This window comes from Pseudomonas sp. H2_D02 (genome assembly GCF_054677635.1).
The window spans coordinates 1198578-1223617 of record NZ_CP162816.1 but is presented as its reverse complement, the minus strand read 5'-3'; the positions used below and the strand labels follow the sequence as shown (position 1 = coordinate 1223617).

The following is a 25040-nucleotide window of genomic DNA, read 5'->3' as shown; positions in this document are numbered from 1 at the left end:
TTCCTTAGCTTAAGCCGCATCGCGCCTGGCTTCGTTGCGGTAAGCCTCTACCGCCGCGATCAGGGCCTGGAGAATCGCCGCGCTGTCACCGATCACCGACAGGTCCGCACGCTTGATCATGTCGCAACCCGGATCGAGGTTGATCGCCACCACCTTGTCGCAGGCGCCGATACCTTGCAGGTGCTGGATCGCCCCGGAAATCCCCACGGCCACATAAACCCGTGCCGTGACCCAGGTGCCGGACGCACCGACCTGGCGATCGCGAGCCATGAAGCCATCGTCCACCGCCACCCGCGAAGCGCCTTCGGTAGCGCCCAAGGCCGCCGCCGTCCTGTGGAAAAGTGCCCAGTCCTTGACGCCGTTGCCGCCGGAGAAAATGAATTCGGCCTCAGCCATCGGAATCGCGCCGGGGTCCACCGCCACGGCGCCAAGGTCTTCGATGCGCGACAAGCTGCGGGCCACGCTTGTGGATAACTCCACCGGCAAGGCTTCGTGACGGGTTTCGCTGACCGGCTCGGCGCATTCGGCAGCGGCCAGGATCAACCGCGCCAACGGCCGGGCCAAGTCCTGCAAGCCCGCACCGGCGCGGCCGATGCACGCCTCGTCCTTGACCTGCCAGACCCGTGTGGCCGGGCGTTCGCCCAAGGCCGCGGCGAAGCGTCGACCCAGTTCACCGCCGCCGCTGCGACTGTCAGGCAGCAGCCAATGACGCGGATTGAACTGGTTATCCACAGCCCGCAGGCCTTGCACCCGTTGTTCCGGTGCATAACCGCTGAATTCTTCGCCCTCGAGCACCAGCAAACGGTCCACGCCTGCGGTGGCGAAGGCACTTTCCTTGTGCTCGCCGAACACCACGGCCAGCACCGCGCCGTCGCTGCCGGCCAGCTGATGGGCCAGGCCCAGCAGGTCACGGTCATGACTGCTCAGGCGGCCACCGACCATGTCCGGCACGACGCTGATATAAAACGCCGGTTGCACGACTTGATGCAGCGGCAGTTGCACTTCAACGGCAGCGGTGCGTTTGCTCGCACCACCCTGCTGGGCGCCGCTGCGGTCAATGCGCTTGATGCCGTTGGGGCCGATGAAACCGACACCGTGCACATTCTTGCGAATGACGCCGTTGGGCCCCATCCAGCTGTGCTGCACCGGTTGCATGGCCGCGTGCAGCGGGTGCAGGCGGTTGCGGGCGATCCACTCGGCGCGAGGGTCGCGGCGGATAATGTCGCTCATTAATGCACCTCCGCGGGTTCACGTTTGGCCGGCGCCACAGGCTTGTTCGGGGCCGCGTCTTCAAGCAGCGCGTCGGCCACCAGTTCGGCAATGTCCTTGATCATCGGCCGTGGTTCGACCACGCCTTCGAGCATCGCGGTGCATTGTGGACAACCCACCGCCACCAGCTCGGCGCCGGTTTCGCGGATGTCGTCCATGCGCATGTCCGGGATGCGCTGCTTGCCCGGGATGTCCGTGATCGGCGCGCCGCCGCCACCGCCGCAGCAACGCGAACGGAAACCGGAACGCTGCATTTCCTTGACCTCGATGCCCAGCGCACGCAGCACCTGGCGCGGCGCCTCGTATTCGCCGTTGTAGCGGCCCAGGTAGCACGGGTCGTGATAGGTCACGCTGTCGCCCTTGTGCTGGCCAAGGTTCAGCGCGCCGGCGTCGATGATTTCCGCCAGGTAGGTGCTGTGGTGCTGCACCAGGTAGTTGCCATCGAAGGCGCCGTATTCGTTTTTCAGCACGTGGAAGCTGTGGGGGTCGCAGGTGACGATGCGGTTGAAGCTGTATTTGGCCAGGGTCTGGATGTTGCGCTTGGCCAACAGCTGGAACGTCGCTTCATCGCCCAGGCGCCGGGCCACGTCGCCACTGTCGCGTTCTTCGAGGCCGAGCACGGCGAAGTCGATTTTCGCCGCCTTCAGGACTTTGACGAACGCCCGCAGGGTGCGCTGGTTGCGCATGTCGAAAGCGCCGTCGCCGACCCAGAACAGCACGTCGGTGGATTTCTTCTCGCTGAGCAGGTTCAGGTTCAGGTCCGCCGCCCAGTTCATCCGCCCGCCCGGGGCGAAGCCGCCCGGGTTGTCGGTGGCGATGAGGTTTTCCAGCACCTCGGCACCCTTGTTCGGCGTCGCGCCTTTTTCCAGGGTCAGGTGGCGGCGCATGTCGACGATGGCATCGACGTGCTCGATCATCATCGGGCATTCCTCGACGCACGCCCGGCAGGTGGTGCAGGACCAAAGGGTCTCGGCATCCACCAGGCCGTTGACGATCGGCTGGTGCGGATTACCGCCATGCTCGCCCACCGGTTTACCTGGATAGGGGCTGCCGGCGAATTTCGCATCGGTGCCGCCGGCCAGGCCGACGACCATGTCCTGGATAAGTTTTTTCGGGTTCAACGGCTGGCCGGCGGCGAATGCCGGGCAGGCCGCTTCGCACTTGCCGCACTGCACGCAAGCGTCGAAACCGAGCAGTTGGTTCCAGGTGAAGTCCTTGGGTTTCTCCACACCCAGCGGTGCGGCGGGGTCGTTCAGGTCCAGCGGCTTCAAGCCCGTGGAGCGGCCACCACCAAAGCGTTCGGCGCGGCGGTGCCAGGCCAGGTGCAAGGCACCGGCGAAGGCGTGCTTCATCGGCCCGCCCCAGGTCATGCCGAAAAACAATTCCGACACACCCCACAGCACGCCGACACCCAGGATCGCCGCCACCAGCCAGCCACCGAAGTTTTCCGGAAGGATGCCCGCCACCGGCAGGGTCACCAGGAAGAACGACGCCGAGAAGGCCAGCAGGCTTTTCGGCAGGCGCATCCACGGGCCTTTCGATAAACGCGCTGGCGGGTTGCGCCGCCGCAGGTACATGAAGATCGCCCCCACGAACATCACCGCCGACATCAGCAGCAACGCATAGCCGAGGATACGGTTGTGCAGGCCAAAACCGTGGACGAGGATCGCCAACACAATCGATGCCACCGCACCACCCGCCGTGGCGACGTGGGTGTTGGCAATGTACTTGTCCCGCGCCACCACGTGGTGCAGATCCACCATGTAGCGCTTGGGCATGGCAAAGAGACCGCCGATCAGATCGACTTTCGACGGTCGTCCCCGGCGCCACATGTTCACCCGCCGCAGGGCGCCGAGGGCCGCGAGGCCCAGGGCTGCGAACAGCAGGATTGGAAGAAGGGTGTTCAACATAGGTGTTGCTCCCAAAGACCTCAGGGTCTTGCAGGTCGAGATGCCTTACTCGGTCACTGTGGGAGCGAGCTTGCTCGCGATTGCATTCTGTCAGTCACATTTGCATTGACTGACCCACCGCTTTCGCGAGCAAGCCCGCTCCCACAGGAGTTTGGTGCAAGCCGTTAGAAATCCTTGCACAACCGCAGGGCGTCGTAGATGGCGGCGTGGGTATTACGCTGGGCCACGCAATCGCCGATGCGGAACAGCAGGTAGCCATCGCCGCTCTGCTCCAGGCACGGCTGGGGCTTGATCGCGAACAGGGCTTCGACGTCGATCTGGCCCTTGTTGCGCGAACCTTCCTTGAGCGCGTAGTAGATTTCTTCGTCCGGCCGCACGCCGTTTTCCACCACAACCTGGTCCACCACACGCTCTTCCTTGGCGCCGGTGTATTCGTTCTCCAGCACCGCCACCAGCTTGTCGCCTTCGCGGTAGACCTTCTCCAGCATCATGTCCCCGGTCATGATCACTTCCTTGGGGTACATGCTGCGGTAGTAGGTCGGGAACGAAGTCCCGCCAATCGCCACGCCCGGTTTGATGTCGTCAGTGACGATTTCCACCTGGCTACCCTTGTCGGCGAGGAAGTCGGCCACCGACATGCCGGTGAATTCGCAGATGGTGTCGTAGACCAGCACGTTCTTGCCTGGCGCGACCTTGCCGTCGAGCACGTCCCAACTGCTGACCACCAGCCCTTCGGCGGCGCCCCAGTGTTCGTTCTGCTCCAGGTTCGGATGCCCACCGACGGCCAGCACCACCACGTCCGGACGCAGGTCCATGATGGTCGGCGCGTCAGCCGCCACGCCCAGGCGCAGGTCGACTTTCAGCCGCGCCAGTTCCAGCTGGAACCAGCGGGTGATACCGGCGATCTGGTCCCGTTGCGGGGCTTTCGAGGCGGTGGTGATCTGCCCGCCGATGAATTCCTTCTTCTCGAACAGGGTCACGTCGTGGCCACGTTCGGCGGCCACACGCGCGGCTTCCATCCCAGCCGGGCCGGCACCGACCACCACGACTTTGCGCTTGGGCCCGGTGGATTTCTCGATGATGTGCGGCACGCCCATGTATTCACGGGATGTCGCGGCGTTCTGGATGCACAGCACGTCCAGCCCTTGGTACTGGCGGTCGATGCAGTAGTTGGCGCCGACGCACTGCTTGATCTGGTCGATCTGGCCCATCTTGATCTTGGCGATCAGGTGCGGGTCGGCGATGTGGGCGCGGGTCATGCCGACCATGTCGACGTAACCACCCTCCAGGATCCGCGTGGCCTGGTTCGGGTCCTTGATGTTCTGCGCGTGCAGCACCGGGACCTTGACCACTTCCTTGATACCGGCGGCCAGGTGCAGGAACGGCTCCGGTGGATAACTCATGTTCGGGATGACGTTGGCCAGGGTGTTGTGGGTGTCGCAACCCGAACCCACCACACCGATGAAATCGAGCATGCCGGTGTCATCGTAATACTTGGCGATCTGCTTCATGTCCTCGTGGGACAAGCCGTCCGGGTGGAACTCGTCACCGCACAGACGCATGCCCACGCAGAAATCATCGCCCACTTCGGCGCGCACGGCCTTCAACACTTCCAGGCCGAACTTCATGCGGCCTTCGAAGCTGCCGCCCCATTCGTCGGTCCGCTTGTTGACCCGCGGGCTCCAGAACTGGTCGATCATGTGCTGGTGCACGGCCGACAGCTCGACGCCGTCCAGGCCGCCGGCCTTCGCGCGTCGCGCCGCCTGGGCGTAGTTGCCGATCACCCGCCAGATTTCTTCCGGCTCGATGGTCTTGCAAGTCGCACGGTGCACCGGCTCACGCACGCCGGACGGCGACATCAGGGTCGGCCAGTTGAAGCCGTCCCAGCGCGAGCGACGACCCATGTGGGTAATCTGGATCATGATCTTGGCGCCATGCTTGTGCATGGCGTCGGCCAGGTTCTGGAAGTGCGGAATGATGCGGTCGGTGGACAGGTTCACCGAGCTCCACCATTCCTGCGGGCTGTCGATGGCGACCACCGACGAGCCGCCGCAGATCGCCAGGCCGATGCCGCCCTTGGCCTTCTCTTCGTAATACTTCACGTACCGGTCGGTGGTCATCCCGCCGTCGGTGGCGTAGACCTCGGCGTGCGCGGTGCTGAGCACGCGGTTGCGGATGGTCAGCTTGCCGATCTGGATCGGCTGGAACATTGCTTCAAAAGCCATGGCGCGATCCTCGACTTACAACGGCTTGACGATGAACAGGCCGTCGTCGTGGCCTTCTTCGGAACCGCCGTAGACCTGCTCGGCCACGGTGCGGATCGAACTGCCGCGCGCGGCCAGGATCTGGTCCATGGCACCGGCGAACCAGCCGGTGAACATGTAATCGACCTTGCGCCCGACCTTGCCGTACACATAGACGAACGCCGAGTGCTGGAGCTTGACGCTGGCGGTGCCTTTGTCCAGGTCGATGTCCTGGATCTTGAACAGGCCCCAGCCACGCTGGGACAGGCGCTTCATGTAGTGCTCGAACACCGCGACGCCTTCCAGGCCGTGGCATTCGGCTTCTTTTTCACACCAGTGCCAGGCGGATTTGTAGCCGGCCTTGTAGAGAATCTCGGCGTAGGCGTCAGCGCCCAGCACTTCCTCGATGCCCATGTGGTTGTTGACGAAGAAGTGACGCGGTACGTACAGCATCGGCAGGGCGTCGGAGGTCCAGACACCGGTTTCGCTGTCGACTTCGATAGGCAGTTGCGGGGCGATCTTGGCCATGAAAACTTGACTCCGGAAATTCGTGATGTGCCTGCGGCGCGAGTGGCCGCAGGTAAAGGATTCAGTGATGCAGCGGGGTTTATTCGCCCCAGACGTCCTTGAGAACGTTGACCCAGTTTTCCCCCATGATCTTGCGCACCACCCGCTCAGGATGGCCGCGCTTGAGCAGCGTCTCGGTGAGGTTCGGGAATTCGCCCACGGTGCGGATGCCCAGGGGGTTGATGATCTTGCCGAAGCTGGTCAGACGACGGGCGTAGCCCTTGTCGTGGGTCAGCATTTCGAAGAAGTCCTGGCCGTGGCCCTGGGTGAAGTCGGTGCCGATGCCGATGGCGTCCTCGCCGACGATGTTCATGGTGTATTCGATGGCTTCGGCGTAGTCGTCGATGGTCGAATCGATGCCCTTGGCCAGGAACGGCGCGAACATGGTCACTCCGACGAAACCGCCGTGGTCGGCAATGAACTTCAGCTCTTCATCGGATTTGTTGCGCGGGTGCTCCTTCAGGCCGGACGGCAGGCAGTGGGAGTAGCAGACCGGTTTCTTCGATTCGAGGATGACTTCTTCGGAGGTCTTGGAACCGACGTGGGACAGGTCGCACATGATGCCGACGCGGTTCATCTCGGCGACGATTTCGCGGCCGAAGCCCGACAGGCCGCCGTCGCGCTCGTAGCAACCGGTGCCTACCAAGTTCTGGGTGTTGTAGCACATCTGCACCACGCCCACGCCGAGCTGCTTGAAGATCTCGACATAGCCGAGCTGGTCTTCGAAGGCGTGGGCGTTCTGGAAGCCGAAGATGATGCCGGTCTTGCCCTGCTCCTTGGCACGACGGATATCAGCGGTGGTTTTCACCGGGATCACCAGGTCGCTGTTCTCGCGGATCAGTTTCTGGCTGGCAACGATGTTGTTGATGGTGGCCTGGAAACCTTCCCACACCGACACGGTGCAGTTGGCTGCGGTCAGGCCGCCCTTGCGCATGTCTTCGAACAGGTCGCGGTTCCACTTGGCAATGATCAGCCCGTCGATAACGATGCTGTCGGCGTGCAATTCGGCTGGGCTCATCAGGCAGTCCCCTTGTTGGCGATTCATGCGCCGAATCGTGTGCCTGGCGCTTTGGGGCCAGCATATGCCGGAGGGCGGTGGCGACCGGGTGCAAAAACGACAGGGGAATTGCCGAAAGCGTCAATCCGCGACAATGGGCTGCAACGCCCCCCCTCCGACCATCTGTTATTTACCCGGCGCTTGCGCCAGAATCCGCGTCACCACTGGCTTTCACTGGATTTGAGCGACAACCCGATGAAATCGATTCTTCTTGCCCTGGCATTGATCAGCACCGTCGCCCATGCGACCGAAGACACCGAGCCCAACCCCTGCGACGAAGTTGAAAACGACGTCCAGACCCTGGCCTGCTCGGCTTATGGAAAGAAGGCTGCCGAGCAGTTGCTCAACGAAAACCTGCAAAGCCTCAATGAGCGGCTGCAGACCCGCTACGCCAGCGACAAGGCCCAGCTCAACGACATCACCGCCAAAATCAAGGCCGCCCAGCAACTCTGGCAAAAACAGCGCGACGCCGATTGCGCCATCGCCGCCTTCCCGGCCAAGCCCGGCAGCGACGCCTACAAAATCGCCGAAAACGACTGCATGGCCCAGGTGAGTGATGACCGGTCGGAGTTTTTGGAGTCGATTGGGCAGGAGTGAGGGCAATATTCAGACATCTTTCACGCGTTGGCTCTGGACGGGATATAAGTCAGGATTCGCAAATCTTATAAAAGACTTATATCCTTCCATGAACACTATTCACTGGACCAGAAAAGCCGTTAAGCAGCTTTTGAAATTGCACTCCGTCCATCAGGTTCAGGTTCGGGACGCCGTTACGACGCTCGCCCAGATGCCTGACGTGGTGAATGTCAAAGCACTTGTTGGCCATGGCTATGCGTACCGCCTGCGGGTAGGTAGCTATCGAGTCATGTTCGATTGGGACGGGGCGATCAAGGTCGTCAGCATTCAAGAGGTCAAGAAACGCGATGAACGAACCTACTGATATTCAGATCATCAACGACGCAGACGGAAATCCGGCATTCGTGGTCATTCCGTATGCGCAGTACGTTGCGCAAAAGCTGGAGCCCGACCTGATCCCGCATGAGGTTGTCAGCCGTATCGTCGACGGCGCCACGCCAATACGCGCCTGGCGTGAACATTTGAACCTGACTCAGGATGAGGTCGCCAGGCGCCTCGGTATTTCTCAACCCGCGTTTGCTCAGCAAGAATCTGTCGCCAAGCCTCGCCGGGCCACCCGCGAGAAAATTGCTGCGGCCTTTGGCATCCATGCTGATCAGTTGGAGCTATAAGAGCTGCCCGCCTCCATCCAGCAAAGGAATTCACATGAAAACGTGCGGCATTGAAATCAAAGGCAGCGAAGCGATCATCGCCGTTGCCTCGCTGGACCAGCAGGCGTTGAGCCACGTCGCATTGAACATCAAGAAGATCGCTCTGGACGATGACGATCAAGCCGCGAACGTCAAGGCCTTCGCCGCCCAGGTACGGGCGTTCGTGACGGACAATGGCATCGAGCGCATCGCCATCAAGAAGCGCAGCAAGAAAGGCGAGTTCGCCGGTGGGCCGACCACGTTCAAGATCGAAGGGGTGTTCCAGTTGCTGGAAGGTTGCGAGGTGACGCTGCTGTCGCCACAGACCATCAACGCCCAGAGCAAGAAACATGATTTCGCCCTGCCGAGCGACGCTGAACAAATATCAGCACGAGGCCTATAAAGCAGCCTGCTCGGCGCTGATGAAGAAATAGATCTCCTAAGACAAACACCGTACCTGTGGCGAGGGAGCTTGCTCCCGCTCGGCTGCGCAGCAGTCGTAAAACCGGCCTGCAGGGTTCACCTGCTGCACTGCGGTATCCGGTTTCAGGGCGGCTGCGCCCCAAGCGGGAGCAAGCTCCCTCGCCACGGGAAATTTTCCAGGCTCACTATTGCTTGCGATACCCCTTCGACCAATCAGTAAAGCCTTGTCCTCCAGCGCCAAACACGCCGATCGGATATAAGCCCGTCAAACCACCTCCCGCTCGTCCCCCTGCCGTCGTCGATCCTCCCTCGGACACCGGGCAAACCGAGCCCGGTAGCTGCGGGTGAAGTACGACGGTGACTCAAAGCCGCAGGCAATGCTCACTTCCAGCACACTCATGTCGGTCTGGCGCAGCAGTTGCCGGGCCTTTTCCAGGCGCAATCGCAGGTAGAAGCCGCTGGGGGTGTCGTTCAGGTGCAGGCGGAACAGGCGTTCGAGTTGCCGGCGGGTGACATTGATCGATTCGGCCAGCGCCAAGGTCGTCAGGGGTGGCTCGCTGTGGGCTTCCATCTCGCCAATCACATGCACCAGTTTCTTGTTGCGAATGCCGTAGCGGTTGGCGATTTCCATGCGCTGGTGATCTTTGCGCGGACGAATGCGACCGAGCACGAATTGTTCGCTGACCTGGATCGCCAATTCCGAACCGTGGGCCTGGCCGATGAGGTCGAGCATCAGGTCGATGGATGCGGTGCCGCCGGCGCAGGTAATGCGGCGGCGGTCGATCTCGAAGAGTTCCTGGGTCACGCTGAGCTGTGGATAGGATTCCTTGAACGCTTCAATCGCTTCCCAGTGCAGGGTGACGCGATGCCCGTCCAGTAATTCCGCATCCGCGAGGACGACGCTGCCGGTATCGATGCCGCCGAGGATAACGCCGTCATTGTCCAGTCTGTGCAGCCAGCGCTCCAACACCGGAGTGACGAATTTCAACGGCTCGAACCCAGCCACCACCCATAACGTCGCGCCTTTTTTCAGCGGCTCCAGCGCCGCATCGGCGTTGACCGACATGCCGTTGCTCGCCAACACCGCCCCGCCATCGGCGCTCAACACATGCCAGCGATACAGCTCGCCACGGAAGCGATTGGCGACCCGTAGCGGCTCGATGGCCGAAATGAAACCGATGGCCGAGAAACCCGGCATCAACAAGAAATAGAAATCCTGGGACATGGAACGCACTCGGTTGGCGGGCAGCGTGCGGACTTTGATACGCCAGTTGGAAGGGGTGTTCAAGTGCAAGAGTCGCTGTAGTGCAAGACCACGTCGCCGCTGTGCGTTTTGAACAAGCCACGGCTGCGTACTTTGGCATCACCGGCGCGCAGATGCCGGAACCCATAACAACAAGCTGCCGAGGAACCCGACATGAAAAGACTGATCAGCTCCTGCGTTCTTGCACTCACCGGTACCGCTTTCCTGACCTCGGCTACCCAGGCGGCCGAACCCGCCGCCTGCCGGGACGTGCGCCTGGGCGTGGTCAACTGGACCGACGTCATCGCCACCAGCGCCCTGACCCAAGTGATGCTCGACGGCCTCGGCTACAAGACCAAACAGACCAGCGCGTCCCAGCAAATCATCTTCGCCGGCATCCGCGACCAGCGCCTGGATTTGTTCCTGGGCTATTGGAACCCGTTGATGACCCAGACCATCACGCCGTTCGTCCAGGCCAAGCAGGTCAAGGTGCTGGAGCAGCCCAGCCTCCAGGACGCCCGCGCCACCCTTGCCGTGCCGACGTACCTGGCCGACAAGGGCCTGAAGACCTTCGCCGACATCGCCAAGTTCGAGAAGGAGCTGGGCGGCAAGATCTATGGCATCGAGCCCGGCTCCGGCGCCAACACCCAGATCAAGGCGATGATCGCCAAGAACCAGTTCGGCCTGGGCAAGTTCCAGTTGGTGGAGTCCAGCGAGGCCGGCATGCTCGCCGCCGTGGACCGCGCCGTGCGGCGCAAGGAAGCCGTGGTGTTCTTCGGCTGGGCGCCGCACCCGATGAACGTCAACGTGCAGATGACCTACCTCACGGGCAGCGAAGATGCCCTCGGTCCGAACGAAGGCATGGCCACTGTCTGGACCGTCACCGCGCCGAACTACGCCGAGCAGTGCCCGAACGTCAGTCGCCTGCTGAGCAACCTGACCTTCACCGCCGAAGACGAGAGCCGGATGATGCAGCCGCTGCTCGATCACAAGGATCCACTCGAATCGGCCCGGCAGTGGCTCAAGGATCATCCGCAGGACAAGCAGCGCTGGCTCGAAGGCGTGACCACCTTCGACGGCAAGCCCGCCGCCGACAACCTGAAACTCACCAGCAACTGACCCAACGCTATCCATCTGCGCAGCATCAATCGGCTGCGCGGTGACCCACCACGCCTGAAGGAATCCGCACCATGAACCACGACGTCATCATCACCTGCGCACTTACCGGTGCTGGCGACACGACCGCCAAGAGCCCCCACGTGCCGGTCACCCCGAAACAGATCGCGGCGGCTGCCGTCGAGGCGGCAAAGGCCGGGGCCACGGTGGTCCACTGCCACGTCCGCGACCCGCAGACCGGCAAGTTCAGCCGCGACGTGGCGTTGTACCGCGAAGTGATGGAGCGCATCCGTGAGTCGGACGTGGACATCATCGTCAACCTCACCGCCGGCATGGGCGGCGACCTGGAAATCGGTGGTGGCGAAAACCCAATGGAGTTTGGCCCCAACACCGACCTTGTGGGGCCGCTGACCCGCCTGGCCCACGTCGAAGAATTGCTGCCGGAAATCTGCACGTTGGATTGCGGCACCCTGAACTTCGGTGATGGCGACACTATTTACGTCTCCACCCCGGCGCAACTGCGGGCCGGCGCCAAGCGCATCACTGAGCTGGGGGTCAAGGCCGAGCTGGAGATCTTCGACACCGGCCACCTGTGGTTCGCCAAGCAGTTGATCAAGGAAGGCCTGCTGGACAACCCGCTGTTCCAACTCTGCCTGGGTATCCCATGGGGCGCACCGGCCGACACCACCACCATGAAAGCCATGGTCGACAACCTGCCCGCGGACGCGGTGTGGGCCGGCTTCGGCATCGGCCGCATGCAAATGCCGATGGCGGCCCAGGCGGTGCTGCTGGGGGGCAACGTCCGGGTCGGGCTGGAAGACAACCTCTGGCTGGACAAAGGCGTGCTCGCCACCAACGGCCAACTGGTGGAGCGCGCCGGCGAAATCCTCAGCCGCCTTGGCGCCCGCGTGCTCACCCCAGCTGAAGGCCGCAAGAAAATGGGCCTGGTCCAGCGCGGCTGAGCCGAATCTCCACCGTCCCCCTGTGGGAGCGAGCTTGCTCGCGATAACGATAGTCCGGCCTTCAAAGATGCGTCAGATGCGCCGTCGCCATCGCGAGCAAGCTCGCTCCCACAGGTGATCTTCACTCTTTTCAGGAAACCACCATGCGCTTCATCACCGACATCAAGACCTTCGCCGCCCTGGGCAGCGGCGTCATCGGCAGCGGCTGGGTCAGCCGCGCCCTCGCCCATGGCCTCGACGTGGTCGCCTGGGACCCTGCGCCCGGCGCGGAAGCCGCGCTGCGCAAACGCGTCGCCAATGCCTGGGGCGCCCTGGAGAAACAAGGCCTGGCCCCTGGCGCCTCCCAGGATCGACTGCGCTTTGTCGCGACCATCGAAGAATGCGTGCGCGACGCCGATTTCATCCAGGAAAGCGCCCCCGAGCGCCTGGAGCTCAAACTCCAGCTACACAGCCAGATCAGCGCCGCCGCCAAGCCGAACGCATTGATCGGCTCGAGCACCTCGGGGCTGCTGCCGAGTGAATTCTATGAAAGCTCGACCCATCCGGAACGCTGCGTGGTCGGGCACCCGTTCAACCCGGTCTACCTGTTGCCCCTGGTGGAAGTGGTCGGTGGCAAGAACACCGCGCCCGAAGCCGTCCAAGCAGCGATGCAAGTCTATGAGTCCCTCGGCATGCGGCCGCTGCACGTGCGCAAGGAAGTGCCCGGTTTCATCGCCGACCGTTTGCTCGAAGCGCTCTGGCGCGAGGCGCTGCACCTGGTCAATGACGGCGTGGCAACCACGGGTGAAATCGACGACGCCATCCGTTTTGGCGCCGGGTTGCGCTGGTCGTTCATGGGCACGTTCCTGACCTACACCCTGGCCGGCGGCGACGCAGGGATGCGCCATTTCATGGCCCAGTTCGGCCCGGCGCTGCAACTGCCCTGGACCTACCTGCCGGCACCGGAGCTGACCGAAAAACTGATCGACGACGTGGTGGACGGGACGAACGAGCAATTGGGGCAGCACAGCATTTCGGCGCTGGAGCGCTATCGTGATGATTGCCTGATGGCGGTGCTGGAGGCGGTGAAGGCCACCAAGGAAAAGCATGGGATGGCCTTCGCCGAGTAAACCTTGGTTTTTTGGGCCAGCAAGTCTGGCCCCATCGCGAGCAAGCTCGCTCCCACATTGGTGCTGTGTCGTTCACGAAACCTGTGGGAGCGAGCTTGCTCGCGATAGCGGCCTCCCAGTCACCACAACTGTCGGAACCAGAGTCATGCCCACCCTCACCACCTACCAAACCCGAGTCCTCCCCGAGTGGGTCGACTACAACGGTCATTTGCGCGACGCGTTCTACTTGCTGATCTTCAGCTATGCCACCGACGCGCTGATGGACCGCCTCGGTCTGGACAGCCAAAGTCGCGAAGCCAACGGCCATTCCCTGTTCACCCTTGAGCTGCACCTGAACTACCTGCACGAAGTGAAGCTCGGCGCCGATGTCGAGGTGCACACGCACATCATTGGCCACGACGCCAAGCGCCTGCATCTCTATCACAGCCTGCACCTGGCGGGCGGCGACAAAGAGCTGGCCGGCAATGAACAGATGCTGCTTCACGTCGATCTGGCTGGGCCACGCTCCGCGCCGTTCACCGAACAGACCCTGGGCACACTCAAAGCCCTGCTCGACAGCCAATCCGATTTGCCGACGCCGGCCTATATCGGTCGAGTCATCGCGCTGCCCCCCGCCCGATAAAATCCCGAGGAGATCGCCATGCACACCGCCGCCGCAATCGCCGACTTCCGCAGCTATCCTCTGGTCCACGCATTGACCGCTGCGACACCGTTGGCCGATCGGGTTCACGTCACTTGGGCCGATGGTCGCCTCAGCCCCTTTCATCTCCAGTGGCTGCGCGACAACTGCCCTTGTCAGCAATGCGTCTACAGCGTCACCCGTGAGCAAGTCCTGGAAATCGTCGATGTGCCCGAAGACTTGGCGCCCGGTGAAATCCGCGTCGATGATCAAGGGCGCCTGTGCGTGGCCTGGCAGGACGGCCACCAGAGCCAATTCGACCCGGGCTGGCTGCGCGCCCACGCCTATGACGAGCAATCCAGGGCCGAGCGCCTGGCGAGCAAGCCGCAACGACACCTCTGGCAGCACGACTTGCAACTGCCGGTGTTCGACTACCAGGCACTGATGGAGGACGCCGGCGCGCTGCTGCAATGGCTGCTGGCGGTACGCGACATCGGCCTGACCCAGGTACGAGGCGTGCCCACCGAACCCGGCTCGCTGAAACAGATCGCCCAACGCATTTCCTTCATTCGCGAGAGCAATTTCGGTGTGCTGTTCAACGTGCAATCCAAGGCCGACGCCGACAGCAACGCCTACACCGCTTTCAACCTGCCATTGCACAGCGACCTGCCGACACGAGAGTTGCAGCCGGGCCTGCAATTCCTGCATTGCCTGGTGAATGACGCCATGGGTGGCGAAAGTATTTTCGTCGACGGCTTCGCCATTGCCGAAGCGCTGCGCCAGGAAGATCCCGAAGCCTTCGATGCGCTGTGCCAGATCCCGGTGGAGTTCCGCAACAAGGACCGCCACAGCGACTACCGCTGCCTGGCACCGATCATCGCGCTGGACACACTGGGACAGGTCTCGGAGATCCGCATGGCGAACTTCCTGCGCGGGCCGTTCGACACCTCGGTCGAGCAGATGCCCAGGCTCTATCGCGCCTACCGCCGCTTCATCGCGCTGACCCGCGAACCACGCTTTCGCCTGATGCAGCGGCTCGAACCCGGGCAACTGTGGTGCTTCGACAACCGCCGCACCCTCCACGCGCGCAACGCCTTCGACCCGGCGACCGGGGCGCGGCATTTCCAGGGGTGTTATGTGGATCGGGATGAGTTGTTGTCGCGGATTCTGGTGTTGCAAAGGTAAACCGCGTCATCGTTCATCGCGAGCAAGCTCGCTCCCACATTAGATTTTGTGAACGACACAGAACCCCTGTGGGAGCGAGCTTGCTCGCGATAGCGCCCTGTCAAACAACCCATCACGCCCTGATTTTCACAGGCAAAAAAAATCCCCGATCAAGCCGTGACAGGATCGGGGCAGGAGCGTTACTGGAGGAGCTGTTGCGCGAGGGTGACCAAACCATCGTGATTCAGCTTGGGGCCAGTGTGCCCAGTCCAGGACCCGGCGAGTTAGCCGAAAACGACGCGTTCATAGTCATTCATGACAGAACGACGATTTGCCCTTGCCGCCGCTTCGGGTGGCTACCAGAATCGAGACACGACCCCAATCCCTGAACAAGGAAAAGCGTCATGATGTACGCCGATTTGATCGACCAGGAAGACCTGTTGGGCCATCTCAAGGCCCTGGGGTTGCAGATTCCCAGCGGCTCGACGGCCGAGCAGGCCTGTGAGTGTGCCGTGCGCGGCTTGGACAGGGCTCGCGCCAATGAACTGCGGCGGATGGTCAAGGAGATGTATACCAGCAGCGCGACCATCCTTCCGGCCGTGCGCCAGGCGATCGACAAGCAACTGCTGCCAGCGTTGACGCAATACCAGCAGAACCATAGCGCCTGACCTTGTGGCGAGGGAGCTTGCTCCCGCTGGGCTGCGTAGCAGCCCCAAAAGCTTGGACCGCTGCGCGCTGGAGCGCCAGCCCGGTCCAGCGGGAGCGAGCTACCTCGCCACAAAGGCGCTGCGGTCTAGAGCCTCACGCTGGCAAACGTCGACTCGTTGCGCGCCTGGCTCAGCGCCGACAGCGGGCCGGACAGCGGCGACAGCACCAGCGCCTGCGGCAGCGGCATCATTGCCACCTGTTGCGTGGTGTTGGAACCGACGCGCTCATCCCGTGGCGGAATGCCGAAGTACTCGCGGTAGCACTTGGAGAAGTGCGGGGTGGAGACGAAGCCGCACACCGAGGCCACTTCGATGATCGACATCGGTGTCTGCTTGAGCAGTTGTCGCGCCCGAATCAGTCGCAGCTTGAGGTAATAGCGCGACGGCGAGCAATGCAGGTACTTCTGGAACAGGCGCTCCAGCTGGCGCCGGGACACGGCGACGTACACCGCCAGTTCGTCCAGGTCGATCGGCTCTTCGAGATTGGCCTCCATCAGCGCGACGATTTCCTGCAGCTTCGGCTGGTTGGTACCAAGCATGTGCTTGAGCGGCACGCGCTGATGGTCCTGCTCGTTGCGAATACGCTCGTAGACAAACATTTCGGAGATTGCCGCCGACAGCTCGCGACCGTGATCGCGACTGATCAGGTGCAGCATCATGTCCAGCGGCGCGGTGCCACCGGAGCTGGTGAAACGGTTGCGGTCGAGGGTGAACAGGCGCGTGCTCATCGACACCCGTGGAAAGGCTTCCTGCATCGCCGCCAGGCATTCCCAGTGCACGCTGCAATCGAAACCGTCCAGCAGGCCGGCGCAGGCCAGGGCCCAACTGCCGGTGCAGACCGCGCCAAGGCGACGGGATTGACGGGCCTGGCCTTGCAGCCATGAGACATGTTCGCGTGTAACCGTGCGTTGAATGCCGATGCCGCCGCAGACGATGACGGTGTCCAGGGACGGCGCCTTGTGCATGGAGGCGTCCGGCGTGATCTGCAAACCGTCACTGGCCCAGACCTGGCCGCCATCGACGGTCAGGGTAGTCCAGCGATACAGCTCGCGACCGGACAGTTGGTTGGCCATGCGTAGCGGTTCCACCGCGGACGCCAGGGAAATCAGCGTGAAATTGTCCAGCAGCAGAAAGCCGATGGATTGAGGCGCACGGTTCTGGGGTTGGGCCCCGGAGTTGGACGTCGTCATCGCGGTATCTCCTCACACAAAGCGGGTGATGGCCTCAGGCGGAGGCTCTTGTTATTGCCCACCGTTCTCTTGCGTGAGACGGGGCTTTATCGGGATAGAGCAATTGCCATGCCTAAATTTGAATACGCGTTCAATAACTCCTGAAAACGACATGCCGGCCTGTCTATATAAGGGGCCTGTCGAGGCTGGGTTATAAGTGCCATCAAGGGCCGCAGGCGCCTACCACAGCGGGCTGTGAGCAGATCGGTAGCACTTGTGGTAACTGGGCTGCGCCGTTTGCGCGATGGTTGTCACCGCAAGCGCGGGGACGGACGGTAGCGCGGCGTCCGAGGGCGTGACCGACAAGTCACGCCTTATCTGTTTGCGACGCGCTAAAAGGTGGCGCATTTGCGAGCGGGTGTTCATTTTACGAGCGGTTTTACAATCTTTTGTGGCGAGGGGATTTAGCGAAACGTCGCACCGCCCCGCTGGGCTGCGGAGCAGCCCTGAATCCAGACACCGCGATGCACAAGAAATCGAAGGGGGCCGCTTCGCGCCCCAACGGGGATAAATCCCCTCGCCACAAAATCAACACTCCACCGCACTGACCGCCAGCCCGCCCCGCGATGTCTCTTTATATTTGTCGTGCATGTCGGCGCCGGTATCGCGCATGGTGCGGATCACTCGGTCCAGGGAAATGAAATGCTGGCCGTCACCGCGCAAGGCCATTTGTGCTGCGTTGATGGCTTTTACCGCAGCGATCGCGTTGCGCTCGATGCACGGCACCTGGACCAGGCCGCCCACCGGATCGCAGGTCAGGCCGAGGTTGTGTTCCAGGCCGATTTCCGCCGCGTTGCACAGTTGCTCCGGCGAGGCCCCGAGGATTTCCGCCAGGCCCGCCGCCGCCATGGCGCAGGCCGAGCCGACCTCACCCTGGCAGCCCACTTCGGCGCCCGAGATCGAGGCGTTTTTCTTGCACAGGATCCCAACCGCCGCCGCGCCGAGGAAATAATCCACGACGTTGGCGTCGGTGACCGCCTCGCTGAACTTCATGAAGTAATGCAGCACCGCCGGAATGATTCCCGCCGCGCCATTGGTCGGCGCCGTGACCATGCGCCCACCGGCGGCGTTTTCCTCGTTGACTGCCAGGGCGAACAGGTTGACCCACTCCATGGCGCTCAGGGTCGAGCCGATCACGTTTGGTTTGTTCAATTCTTGCAGGCTGCGGTGCAATTTGGCCGCCCGCCGACGTACATTCAAGCCGCCCGGCAAGAGGCCTTCATGCTTGAGGCCCTGCTCCACGCAGCTCTGCATGGCCCGCCAGAGTTTCATCAGGCCGCTGCGAATCTCCTCTTCCGAACGCCAGACTTTCTCGTTGGCCATCATCAATTCAGCCACCCGCAAATTGTGCGTGCGGCACAGCCCGAGCAACTCCTCGGCGCTGGAAAAGTCGTAGGGCAACTCGGTGGTGTCCAGGTCCATCACGCCGCTGGAAGCCTGGGCCTGGTCGACGACGAATCCGCCGCCGACCGAATAATAGGTATCGCGGTGCAGCTCGCCGTTGTCGCCCTCGGCTACCAGCGTCATCGCGTTGGGGTGGAACGGCAGGTTTTCGTCGAGCAGGCGCATGTCCCGGGACCAGACGAAAGGCACCGGCAGGCGACCATCGAGCAACAGGGTCTCGGTCTCGCGCAGCAGCTCGATGCGCGTGCCGATCTGCGACGGGTCGATCGAGTCGGGCCATTCGCCCATCAAGCCCATGATCGTGGCGGTATCGCTGCCGTGGCCAATGCCGGTGGCCGACAGCGAACCGAACAGCTGCACCTCGACCCGGCGCACCTCGTGCAGCAGCGACTTCGCGCGCAACGCTTCAAGAAACAGCGCCGCGGCGCGCATCGGCCCCACGGTGTGGGAACTGGATGGGCCGATACCAATCTTGAACAGGTCGAATACGCTGATTGCCATTGCCTTGAATCTCCAGAACGGTCACATCCGGGCGCAGGAGCGCCCGGTGGCGGAGCTGCTACGCTCAACGCCGGGATGGCCGCATCATCCGGCTTTTGAATGGGCTTTCGACGTCTGACACCGACGCAATCATGCCCACCAGCGCCGCGTCCTTGTCGCCCGGGTTTTACGACGTTTTTTTGCGTGTCAGAAGCCAGCCGAGGGCCGAAAAAATCTGTAAACGACGTCACCAACACTGGATGCGACCCTCCCTGTACTGGATACGACTCACCCTGTAGGCGTCGGATTTGCACTGGTACATGATCGGTTACGGCTCGTTTGCAAGGCCGCGTGTCACAAAGCGTGCTCACGCGCCACCAACCGCAACTTAAAAAAAGCAAAAAAGCGCGGTTGTCCCGACCGGACACTGCCAATAAAACACCAGGAGTCCACCCATGAAAGGTTCCAAGCCGTTGTTGTTGGCCGCCATGCTGAGTCTTCCAATGCTGGCCAACGCTGCAGAGCCCGCTCAATGCAGCACCGTCAACTTCTCCGATGTCGGCTGGACCGACATCACCGTAACCACCGCCACCACCAGCGTGGTGCTCGATGCCCTCGGCTACAAGACCAAGACCACGATGATTTCGGTGCCGGTGACCTACAAGTCCCTGGCCGATGGCAAGAACATGGACGTGTTCCTCGGCAACTGGATGCCGACCATGGAAAACGACATCAAGGCCTATCGCGAAGCCGGCACCGTGGAAACCGTGCGCACCAACCTCAAGGGTGCCAAATACACCCTCGCCGTTCCCCAGGCCTTGTATGACAAAGGCCTGCACGATTTCGCCGACATCCCTAAATTCAAGAAAGAGCTCGACGGCAAGATCTACGGGATCGAACCGGGCAACGACGGCAACCGCCTGATCCAGAGCATGATCGAGAAGAACGCCTTCGGCCTGAAGGACGCGGGCTTCAAGGTCGTCGAGTCGAGTGAGGCCGGCATGCTCTCCCAGGTCGACCGCGCCTCCAAGCGCGGGACTGACGTGGTGTTCCTCGGCTGGGCGCCGCATCCGATGAATACCCGCTTCAAAATCCAGTACCTGACCGGCGGCGACGACTTCTTCGGCCCCGACTTCGGTGCCGCTACCGTGGCGACCAACACCCGCAAAGGCTACAGCCAGGAATGCAGCAACGTTGGCCAGCTGTTGAAAAACCTGGAGTTCACCGTCGACATGGAAAGCACGCTGATGGGCAACGTGCTCGACGACAAGATGAAACCCGAGGCCGCCGCCAAGGCCTGGCTGAAGAAAAATCCACAGGTGCTCGATACCTGGCTCGCTGGCGTCACCACCATTGACGGTAAACCTGGCCTGGAGGCCGTGAAAGGCAAGCTCGGTCTGTAACTTGTTTATGCCGGGCGGGTTCGCTCGCCCGGGCTGTTTATTCCTTGCATGCGGACGTTCACTACCATGCTTATTGATCAGAAAATACCCTTGGGCCAGTACATCGCGGGCTTTGTCGAATGGTTGACGCAAAACGGCGCCAACACTTTCGACGCAATCGCGCTGTTCCTGGAAACGATGATTCACGGCGTGACGTTTGCGCTGACCTGGTTCAACCCCCTGGCCCTGATCGGCCTCATTGCGCTACTGGCGCACTTCATCCAGCGCAAATGGGGCCTGACCGTTTTCGTCATCGCGTCCTTCTTGCTGATCCTCAACCTGGGTTACTGGCAAGAGACCATGGAAACCCTCGCCCAGGTGCTGTTCGCGACCCTGGTCTGCGTGCTGATCGGCGTGCCGCTGGGCATTGTTGCCGCGCACAAGCCGATGTTCTACACCCTGATGCGTCCCGTACTCGATCTGATGCAGACCGTACCGACCTTCGTCTACCTCATTCCTACCCTGACTCTCTTCGGTCTGGGTGTGGTCCCAGGCTTGATCTCCACGGTGGTGTTCGCGATTGCCGCCCCCATCCGCCTGACCTACCTGGGCATCCGCGACGTTCCGGAAGAACTGATGGACGCCGGCAAAGCCTTCGGCTGTTCCCGTCGCCAACTGCTGTCGCGCATCGAACTGCCCCACGCAATGCCAAGCATCGCGGCCGGTATCACCCAGTGCATCATGCTGTCGTTGTCGATGGTGGTAATCGCGGCACTGGTGGGTGCCGACGGCCTGGGCAAACCTGTGGTCAACGCACTGAACACCGCTGATATCGCCCTGGGCTTCGAAGCCGGCCTGGCGATCGTATTGCTGGCGATCATGCTCGACCGAATCTGCAAACAACCCGACGCCAAAGTAGGGGGTGACGCATGAGCATAATCCGCTTCGAAGAGGTCGACGTGATCTTTGCCAAAGATCCACGCGAAGCCCTCAAGCTGCTCGACAAGGGCATGACCCGCAACGAAATCCTGAAGAAGACCGGGCAGATCGTCGGTGTGGAAAAGGCCAGCCTCGACATCGAAAAAGGCGAGATCTGTGTGCTGATGGGCCTGTCCGGCTCCGGCAAATCCAGCCTGCTGCGTTGCATCAACGGCTTGAACACGGTGAGTCGCGGCAAATTGTTCGTCGAGCACGAAGGCCGGCAGATCGACATCGCCTCCTGCACCCCCGCCGAACTGAAGATGATGCGCACCAAACGCATCGCCATGGTGTTCCAGAAGTTCGCCCTGATGCCTTGGCTGACGGTGCGCGAGAACATCAGCTTCGGCCTGGAAATGCAGGGCCGACCGGAGAAGGAACGCAAGAAGCTGGTGGATGAGAAGCTTGAGCTGGTGGGCCTGACCCAGTGGCGCAACAAGAAGCCCGACGAACTGTCCGGCGGCATGCAGCAACGGGTCGGCCTGGCCCGCGCCCTGGCGATGGACGCCGATATCCTGTTGATGGACGAACCGTTCTCGGCCCTCGACCCGCTGATCCGCCAAGGCCTGCAAGACGAACTGCTGGAGCTGCAGCGCAAGCTGAGCAAGACCATCGTGTTCGTCAGCCACGACCTCGACGAAGCCCTGAAACTGGGCAGCCGTATCGCGATCATGAAAGACGGCCGGATCATCCAGTACAGCAAGCCGGAAGAGATTGTGCTGAACCCGGCGGACGATTACGTGCGTACGTTCGTCGCCCACACCAACCCGCTCAACGTGCTCTGCGGCCGCAGCCTGATGCGTACCCTGGACAACTGCAAGCGCATCAACGGTTCGGTGTGCCTGGATCCGGGCGGTGACTCCTGGCTCGACCTGGCCGAAGGCAATACCATCAAGGGCGCCCGGCAGAACGGCGCCGCGCTGGACTTGCAGAACTGGGCGCCGGGCCAAGCCGTCGAAGGCCTGGGCCGCCGCCCGACGCTGGTGGATTCGAACATCGGCATGCGCGATGCCTTGCAGATCCGCTACCAGACCGGCAACAAGCTGGTGCTGCATGACAACCAGAAAGTCGTCGGCATCCTCGGTGACAGCGAGCTGTACCACGCGCTGCTCGGCAAGAACCTGGGCTAAGCCCCACGCACACAAAAACGCCGCGAGATGATCGCGGCGTTTTTGTCTGCGCAGAAACAAGAATTGGAATGCTCTTGTGGCGAGGGGATTTATCCCCGCTGGGTTGCGCAGCAGCCCCAATGGCTTTGGGAGCGCTGCGCACTCCAGCGGGGATAAATCCCCTCGCCACAACAGTGTTCACAACTATCGAACGGGTCAGCTAAAGACCCGGCCCAGCGCCGCCAACTCCGCCCGCTCCTGCTCAGCCTGCACATCCTGGCGCATGGCCTTGTGCAGCCCGAACATGAAGACCACCAGCACCACCGAGAACGGCAGCCCAGCCAGCACCACCATGGTCTGCATCGCCTCGAAGTTACCGGCGAACAACAGGCCAACGGTTACCAGCGTGATGACCACCGACCAGAAAATCCGCAACCAGTGCGGTGCATCTTCATCGACACTGCCGCCCTTGCACGAAAGGTTCGCCATCATCACCGCGCCGGAGTCGGCCGGGGTCAGGAACAACACGAAACCGACGAAGATCGACACGCCGATCACGACTTTCGAGGCCGGGTAAAACTCCAGCAACTGATAGATCGACATGGACGGCTGCGTCAGCGCCGTCTTGCCCAGTTCCACCGCCCCTTGATTCATCACCAGGTCCAGGGCCGAGTTACCGAAGATCGACAGCCACGCCAATGTAAAGCCCAGGGGAATCAGCAACACGCCCGCCACCAGTTCGCGCACAGTACGCCCACGGGAAATCCGCGCGATGAACATGCCGACGAAAGGCGCCCAGGAAATCCACCAGGCCCAGTAGAACAGGGTCCACAGACCCAGCCAGCGGTCGGACTTGGCGCTGTCGTCGACATACACATACAGGTCGAACGTCTTGAGAATCACGCCGTTGAGGTAGTCACCGACGTTCTGCACGAAACCGTTGAGCAGGTGCAGGGTCGGACCGAACAACAACACGAAGATCAGCAAGCCGCTGAACAACACGATGTTCAGGTTGGACAGCCGGCGAATGCCGTTTTCCACGCCCGAGACAGCGGCGATGGTCGCCACGGTGCTCATCACGATGATCACGATCAGCAGGTTGGTGTTGCTGTGCTCGATGCCGAACAGGTTTTCCAGCCCGGACGCGACTTGCAGCGAACCGATCCCCAGGTTGGTCACCAGCCCCAGCAACGTGACGAACATGCCGAAACCGTCTACGGCATGACCCGCCGCGCCCTTGACCCAGCGCTCGCCCACCAATGGATACAAGGCCGAGCGCAGCGCCAGCGGTTGGTTGTGCCGGTAGGCGAAATATGCCACGGCCAGGCCCACCAGGGCATAGATCGCCCAGCCATGCAGGCCCCAGTGCAAGAACGTCAACTGCACGGCCTGGCGCGCGGCCATCTGGCTGCCGGCCACGCCTTCGGGCGGGTTGAAGAAATGATCCAGCGGCTCGGACGCACCGAAGTACAACAAGGAAATGCCAATGCCCGACGAAAACAGCATCCCGGCCCAGGCGCCGTAGCTGAAGTCCGGCGTGTCGTGCTTGCTGCCCAGCTTGAGTTTGCCGTAGGAGGAAAGCGCCAGGCCCACCACGAACACCAGGTAGGCGGCGATCACCACCATGTAGTACCAGCCGAAGCTGCGGGACAGCCACGCCTGGGCAATGCCGAGCAACCGGCCGGCCTCCTGTGGCGCAATGATCAATATGGCGGTGAGCAGCAGGATCAGCGCGGTGGAGGTGTAGAACACCCAACCGTTGACCGTCACCTTTTGCGGTGGGGTCTTTATTAGCAAGGCAGAACTCATTGCACGGATGCTCCAGGCAGTGCGAGAGAAGGACAAGGCAACGCGATACCCGACCAATCGGTGAGTGGGCAGCCGACCGGCGGGTGTTATAAAGACACCCTTGGAGCCCTCGCCCCCGTCATGCGCGGGTCTTGGGTCCTTGATGTCTCGCTTCCGCGCCATTTACGCGTAGGAAATTTCGGTAAATCGCGACGAATTGTCGCAGAGCTTATTCTTTGTTGATTGAACGTTCAATCAAAACAAAATAGACTGGCCCTCATGAAGGCGGACCGAACTCGTCCGCCCGATGGCCCAAGGAGATTTGCAGATGCCCAAGGTCGGTATGCAACCCATCCGCCGCCAGCAATTGATCGAAGCCACCTTGCAGGCGGTCGATCAGGTCGGAATGGGGGACGCCAGCATTGCGCTGATCGCCCGTTTGGCCGGTGTTTCGAACGGCATCATCAGTCACTACTTTCAGGACAAGAATGGCCTGATCGCGGCGACGGCCCAGTACCTGATGAGTGTCCTGAGCGAGAACGTCACCGCGCGTCGCCAAGCGCTGACGGATTCGAGCCCGCGAGCTCACCTGAAGGTGATCATCGAAGGCAACTTCGACGCCAGCCAGGTCAACGGTCCGGCGATGAAAACCTGGTTGGCCTTCTGGGCCACCAGCATGCATCACCCGTCATTGCACAGGTTGCAGCGGATCAACGATCACCGTCTGTATTCCAACCTGTGTTGCCAGTTCCGCCGCGTGTTGCCTGTTGACCAGGCGCGCAGCGCGGCACGGGGCCTGGCCGCGCTGATTGACGGTTTGTGGCTGCGCGGGGCACTGTCGGGAGACGCATTCGATACCGCCCAGGCACACCAGATCGCTTACGAATACATGGATTTCCAACTGGCCAAGTCAGGAATGCCAGAGCACACAGAATCGCTCGCCACCTGAACCGCCACCGCAGCGCGTAGTCAGCTATGAACGACACGCTCGGTGCTCAGCCAACCACTTATGCACT

General features: G+C 61.9%; 22 protein-coding genes and 1 pseudogene. 14 read left to right on the top strand and 9 right to left on the bottom strand.

Annotated elements, in window-relative coordinates; genetic code table 11:
- Positions 1-9: 9 nt before the first annotated feature.
- The 5 genes from etfA to AB4N42_RS05550 all read right to left on the bottom strand — a co-directional run bounded on the left by etfA (position 10) and on the right by AB4N42_RS05550 (position 7007).
- Entirely contained in the window at positions 10-1230 is a 1221-nt protein-coding gene (gene etfA, locus AB4N42_RS05570) for an electron transfer flavoprotein subunit alpha (protein ID WP_258648436.1), read from the bottom strand.
- Positions 1230-3179, bottom strand: coding sequence for a dimethylglycine demethylation protein DgcB (gene dgcB / locus AB4N42_RS05565; RefSeq protein ID WP_460115948.1), 1950 nt, complete (start codon positions 3177-3179; stop codon positions 1230-1232). The genes etfA and dgcB overlap by 1 nt, the downstream gene beginning before the upstream one ends.
- Before the next feature lie 164 nt (positions 3180-3343).
- Positions 3344-5404, bottom strand: a complete 2061-nt coding sequence (dgcA, locus tag AB4N42_RS05560; RefSeq protein ID WP_030139309.1) for a dimethylglycine demethylation protein DgcA — start codon at positions 5402-5404, stop codon at positions 3344-3346.
- A 15-nt stretch (positions 5405-5419) separates the two neighbouring features.
- Positions 5420-5950: a DUF5943 domain-containing protein gene (locus AB4N42_RS05555; RefSeq protein ID WP_460115947.1), complete on the bottom strand. Its 531-nt coding sequence runs from the start codon at positions 5948-5950 to the stop codon at positions 5420-5422.
- A 79-nt stretch (positions 5951-6029) separates the two neighbouring features.
- Positions 6030-7007, bottom strand: a complete 978-nt coding sequence (locus AB4N42_RS05550; protein ID WP_030139307.1) for a dipeptidase — start codon at positions 7005-7007, stop codon at positions 6030-6032.
- 234 nt (positions 7008-7241) lie between these two features.
- Here AB4N42_RS05550 and AB4N42_RS05545 point away from each other — a divergent pair, with 234 nt between their 5' ends.
- The 4 genes and pseudogenes from AB4N42_RS05545 (at position 7242) to AB4N42_RS05530 (ending at position 8745) form a co-directional block, all read left to right on the top strand.
- Positions 7242-7643 (top strand): lysozyme inhibitor LprI family protein, encoded by a 402-nt coding sequence (locus tag AB4N42_RS05545; RefSeq protein WP_258651022.1) that lies wholly within the window; start codon positions 7242-7244, stop codon positions 7641-7643.
- 88 nt (positions 7644-7731) lie between these two features.
- Positions 7732-7986 carry a type II toxin-antitoxin system RelE family toxin gene (locus AB4N42_RS05540; RefSeq protein ID WP_030139305.1) on the top strand — a complete coding sequence of 85 codons (255 nt, stop codon included), beginning with the start codon at positions 7732-7734 and terminating at the stop codon, positions 7984-7986.
- Entirely contained in the window at positions 7970-8293 is a 324-nt protein-coding gene (locus AB4N42_RS05535) for a helix-turn-helix domain-containing protein (RefSeq protein ID WP_030139304.1), read from the top strand. Before AB4N42_RS05540 ends, AB4N42_RS05535 begins: the two co-directional genes overlap by 17 nt.
- 34 nt (positions 8294-8327) lie before the next feature.
- Positions 8328-8745, top strand: a pseudogene (locus AB4N42_RS05530) (DUF3010 family protein).
- A 254-nt stretch (positions 8746-8999) separates the two neighbouring features.
- Here the strand turns inward: AB4N42_RS05530 and AB4N42_RS05525 are convergent.
- Positions 9000-9959 (bottom strand): GlxA family transcriptional regulator, encoded by a 960-nt coding sequence (locus AB4N42_RS05525; protein ID WP_030139302.1) that lies wholly within the window; start codon positions 9957-9959, stop codon positions 9000-9002.
- Between the two features lie 192 nt (positions 9960-10151).
- Here AB4N42_RS05525 and AB4N42_RS05520 point away from each other — a divergent pair, with 192 nt between their 5' ends.
- The 6 genes from AB4N42_RS05520 (at position 10152) to AB4N42_RS05495 (ending at position 15615) form a co-directional block, all read left to right on the top strand.
- Positions 10152-11096 carry a choline ABC transporter substrate-binding protein gene (locus AB4N42_RS05520; protein ID WP_030139301.1) on the top strand — a complete coding sequence of 315 codons (945 nt, stop codon included), beginning with the start codon at positions 10152-10154 and terminating at the stop codon, positions 11094-11096.
- A gap of 71 nt (positions 11097-11167) precedes the next feature.
- Positions 11168-12055 carry a beta-keto acid cleavage family enzyme gene (locus tag AB4N42_RS05515; protein WP_249877129.1) on the top strand — a complete coding sequence of 296 codons (888 nt, stop codon included), beginning with the start codon at positions 11168-11170 and terminating at the stop codon, positions 12053-12055.
- Between the two features lie 143 nt (positions 12056-12198).
- On the top strand, positions 12199-13164 hold the full coding sequence (locus AB4N42_RS05510) for an L-carnitine dehydrogenase (RefSeq protein WP_030139299.1): 966 nt from the start codon (positions 12199-12201) through the stop codon (positions 13162-13164).
- 145 nt (positions 13165-13309) lie between these two features.
- Complete coding sequence (locus AB4N42_RS05505) at positions 13310-13786, top strand: thioesterase family protein (RefSeq protein ID WP_334598458.1); 477 nt, start codon at positions 13310-13312, stop codon at positions 13784-13786.
- Between the two features lie 18 nt (positions 13787-13804).
- Positions 13805-14968 carry a gamma-butyrobetaine dioxygenase gene (locus AB4N42_RS05500; RefSeq protein ID WP_460115946.1) on the top strand — a complete coding sequence of 388 codons (1164 nt, stop codon included), beginning with the start codon at positions 13805-13807 and terminating at the stop codon, positions 14966-14968.
- Positions 14969-15351: 383 nt separating this feature from the next.
- Complete coding sequence (locus AB4N42_RS05495) at positions 15352-15615, top strand: hypothetical protein (protein ID WP_030137829.1); 264 nt, start codon at positions 15352-15354, stop codon at positions 15613-15615.
- Between the two features lie 125 nt (positions 15616-15740).
- Here AB4N42_RS05495 and gbdR read toward each other — a convergent pair whose 3' ends face one another.
- The gene (gene gbdR, locus AB4N42_RS05490; RefSeq protein WP_030137830.1) at positions 15741-16844 is read right to left on the bottom strand and encodes a choline metabolism transcriptional regulator GbdR; all 1104 of its coding nucleotides are present in this window, start codon (positions 16842-16844) and stop codon (positions 15741-15743) included.
- Positions 16845-17411: 567 nt separating this feature from the next.
- Positions 17412-18788: an L-serine ammonia-lyase gene (locus tag AB4N42_RS05485; protein WP_460115945.1), complete on the bottom strand. Its 1377-nt coding sequence runs from the start codon at positions 18786-18788 to the stop codon at positions 17412-17414.
- A 434-nt stretch (positions 18789-19222) separates the two neighbouring features.
- On the opposite strand from AB4N42_RS05485, the gene AB4N42_RS05480 reads away from it, so the two are divergent.
- From AB4N42_RS05480 to choV, 3 genes are all read left to right on the top strand, one after another.
- Complete coding sequence (locus AB4N42_RS05480; RefSeq protein ID WP_030137832.1) at positions 19223-20170, top strand: choline ABC transporter substrate-binding protein; 948 nt, start codon at positions 19223-19225, stop codon at positions 20168-20170.
- A 66-nt stretch (positions 20171-20236) separates the two neighbouring features.
- Positions 20237-21082 carry a choline ABC transporter permease subunit gene (gene choW, locus AB4N42_RS05475; protein WP_030137833.1) on the top strand — a complete coding sequence of 282 codons (846 nt, stop codon included), beginning with the start codon at positions 20237-20239 and terminating at the stop codon, positions 21080-21082.
- The gene (gene choV / locus AB4N42_RS05470) at positions 21079-22257 is read left to right on the top strand and encodes a choline ABC transporter ATP-binding protein (RefSeq protein WP_030137834.1); all 1179 of its coding nucleotides are present in this window, start codon (positions 21079-21081) and stop codon (positions 22255-22257) included. The genes choW and choV overlap by 4 nt, the downstream gene beginning before the upstream one ends.
- A 195-nt stretch (positions 22258-22452) precedes the next feature.
- On the opposite strand, the gene AB4N42_RS05465 is transcribed toward choV, so the two are convergent.
- Entirely contained in the window at positions 22453-23988 is a 1536-nt protein-coding gene (locus tag AB4N42_RS05465) for a BCCT family transporter (protein ID WP_187293291.1), read from the bottom strand.
- Positions 23989-24352: 364 nt separating this feature from the next.
- Between AB4N42_RS05465 and betI the strand changes: the two genes are divergently transcribed.
- The gene (betI, locus tag AB4N42_RS05460; protein ID WP_030137836.1) at positions 24353-24973 is read left to right on the top strand and encodes a transcriptional regulator BetI; all 621 of its coding nucleotides are present in this window, start codon (positions 24353-24355) and stop codon (positions 24971-24973) included.
- The last annotated feature ends 67 nt before the right edge of the window (positions 24974-25040 follow it).

Excerpts from the sequence above, each read along its gene's own strand:
- etfA (WP_258648436.1), bottom strand. The coding sequence starts at position 1,230 with ATGAGCGACATTATCCGCCGCGACCCTCGCGCCGAGTGGATCGCCCGC.
- dgcB (WP_460115948.1), bottom strand. The coding sequence starts at position 3,179 with ATGTTGAACACCCTTCTTCCAATCCTGCTGTTCGCAGCCCTGGGCCTC.
- dgcA (WP_030139309.1), bottom strand. The coding sequence starts at position 5,404 with ATGGCTTTTGAAGCAATGTTCCAGCCGATCCAGATCGGCAAGCTGACC.
- AB4N42_RS05555 (WP_460115947.1), bottom strand. The coding sequence starts at position 5,950 with ATGGCCAAGATCGCCCCGCAACTGCCTATCGAAGTCGACAGCGAAACC.
- AB4N42_RS05550 (WP_030139307.1), bottom strand. The coding sequence starts at position 7,007 with ATGAGCCCAGCCGAATTGCACGCCGACAGCATCGTTATCGACGGGCTG.
- AB4N42_RS05545 (WP_258651022.1), top strand. The coding sequence starts at position 7,242 with ATGAAATCGATTCTTCTTGCCCTGGCATTGATCAGCACCGTCGCCCAT.
- AB4N42_RS05540 (WP_030139305.1), top strand. The coding sequence starts at position 7,732 with ATGAACACTATTCACTGGACCAGAAAAGCCGTTAAGCAGCTTTTGAAA.
- AB4N42_RS05535 (WP_030139304.1), top strand. The coding sequence starts at position 7,970 with ATGAACGAACCTACTGATATTCAGATCATCAACGACGCAGACGGAAAT.
- AB4N42_RS05525 (WP_030139302.1), bottom strand. The coding sequence starts at position 9,959 with ATGTCCCAGGATTTCTATTTCTTGTTGATGCCGGGTTTCTCGGCCATC.
- AB4N42_RS05520 (WP_030139301.1), top strand. The coding sequence starts at position 10,152 with ATGAAAAGACTGATCAGCTCCTGCGTTCTTGCACTCACCGGTACCGCT.
- AB4N42_RS05515 (WP_249877129.1), top strand. The coding sequence starts at position 11,168 with ATGAACCACGACGTCATCATCACCTGCGCACTTACCGGTGCTGGCGAC.
- AB4N42_RS05510 (WP_030139299.1), top strand. The coding sequence starts at position 12,199 with ATGCGCTTCATCACCGACATCAAGACCTTCGCCGCCCTGGGCAGCGGC.
- AB4N42_RS05505 (WP_334598458.1), top strand. The coding sequence starts at position 13,310 with ATGCCCACCCTCACCACCTACCAAACCCGAGTCCTCCCCGAGTGGGTC.
- AB4N42_RS05500 (WP_460115946.1), top strand. The coding sequence starts at position 13,805 with ATGCACACCGCCGCCGCAATCGCCGACTTCCGCAGCTATCCTCTGGTC.
- AB4N42_RS05495 (WP_030137829.1), top strand. The coding sequence starts at position 15,352 with ATGATGTACGCCGATTTGATCGACCAGGAAGACCTGTTGGGCCATCTC.
- gbdR (WP_030137830.1), bottom strand. The coding sequence starts at position 16,844 with ATGACGACGTCCAACTCCGGGGCCCAACCCCAGAACCGTGCGCCTCAA.
- AB4N42_RS05485 (WP_460115945.1), bottom strand. The coding sequence starts at position 18,788 with ATGGCAATCAGCGTATTCGACCTGTTCAAGATTGGTATCGGCCCATCC.
- AB4N42_RS05480 (WP_030137832.1), top strand. The coding sequence starts at position 19,223 with ATGAAAGGTTCCAAGCCGTTGTTGTTGGCCGCCATGCTGAGTCTTCCA.
- choW (WP_030137833.1), top strand. The coding sequence starts at position 20,237 with ATGCTTATTGATCAGAAAATACCCTTGGGCCAGTACATCGCGGGCTTT.
- choV (WP_030137834.1), top strand. The coding sequence starts at position 21,079 with ATGAGCATAATCCGCTTCGAAGAGGTCGACGTGATCTTTGCCAAAGAT.
- betI (WP_030137836.1), top strand. The coding sequence starts at position 24,353 with ATGCCCAAGGTCGGTATGCAACCCATCCGCCGCCAGCAATTGATCGAA.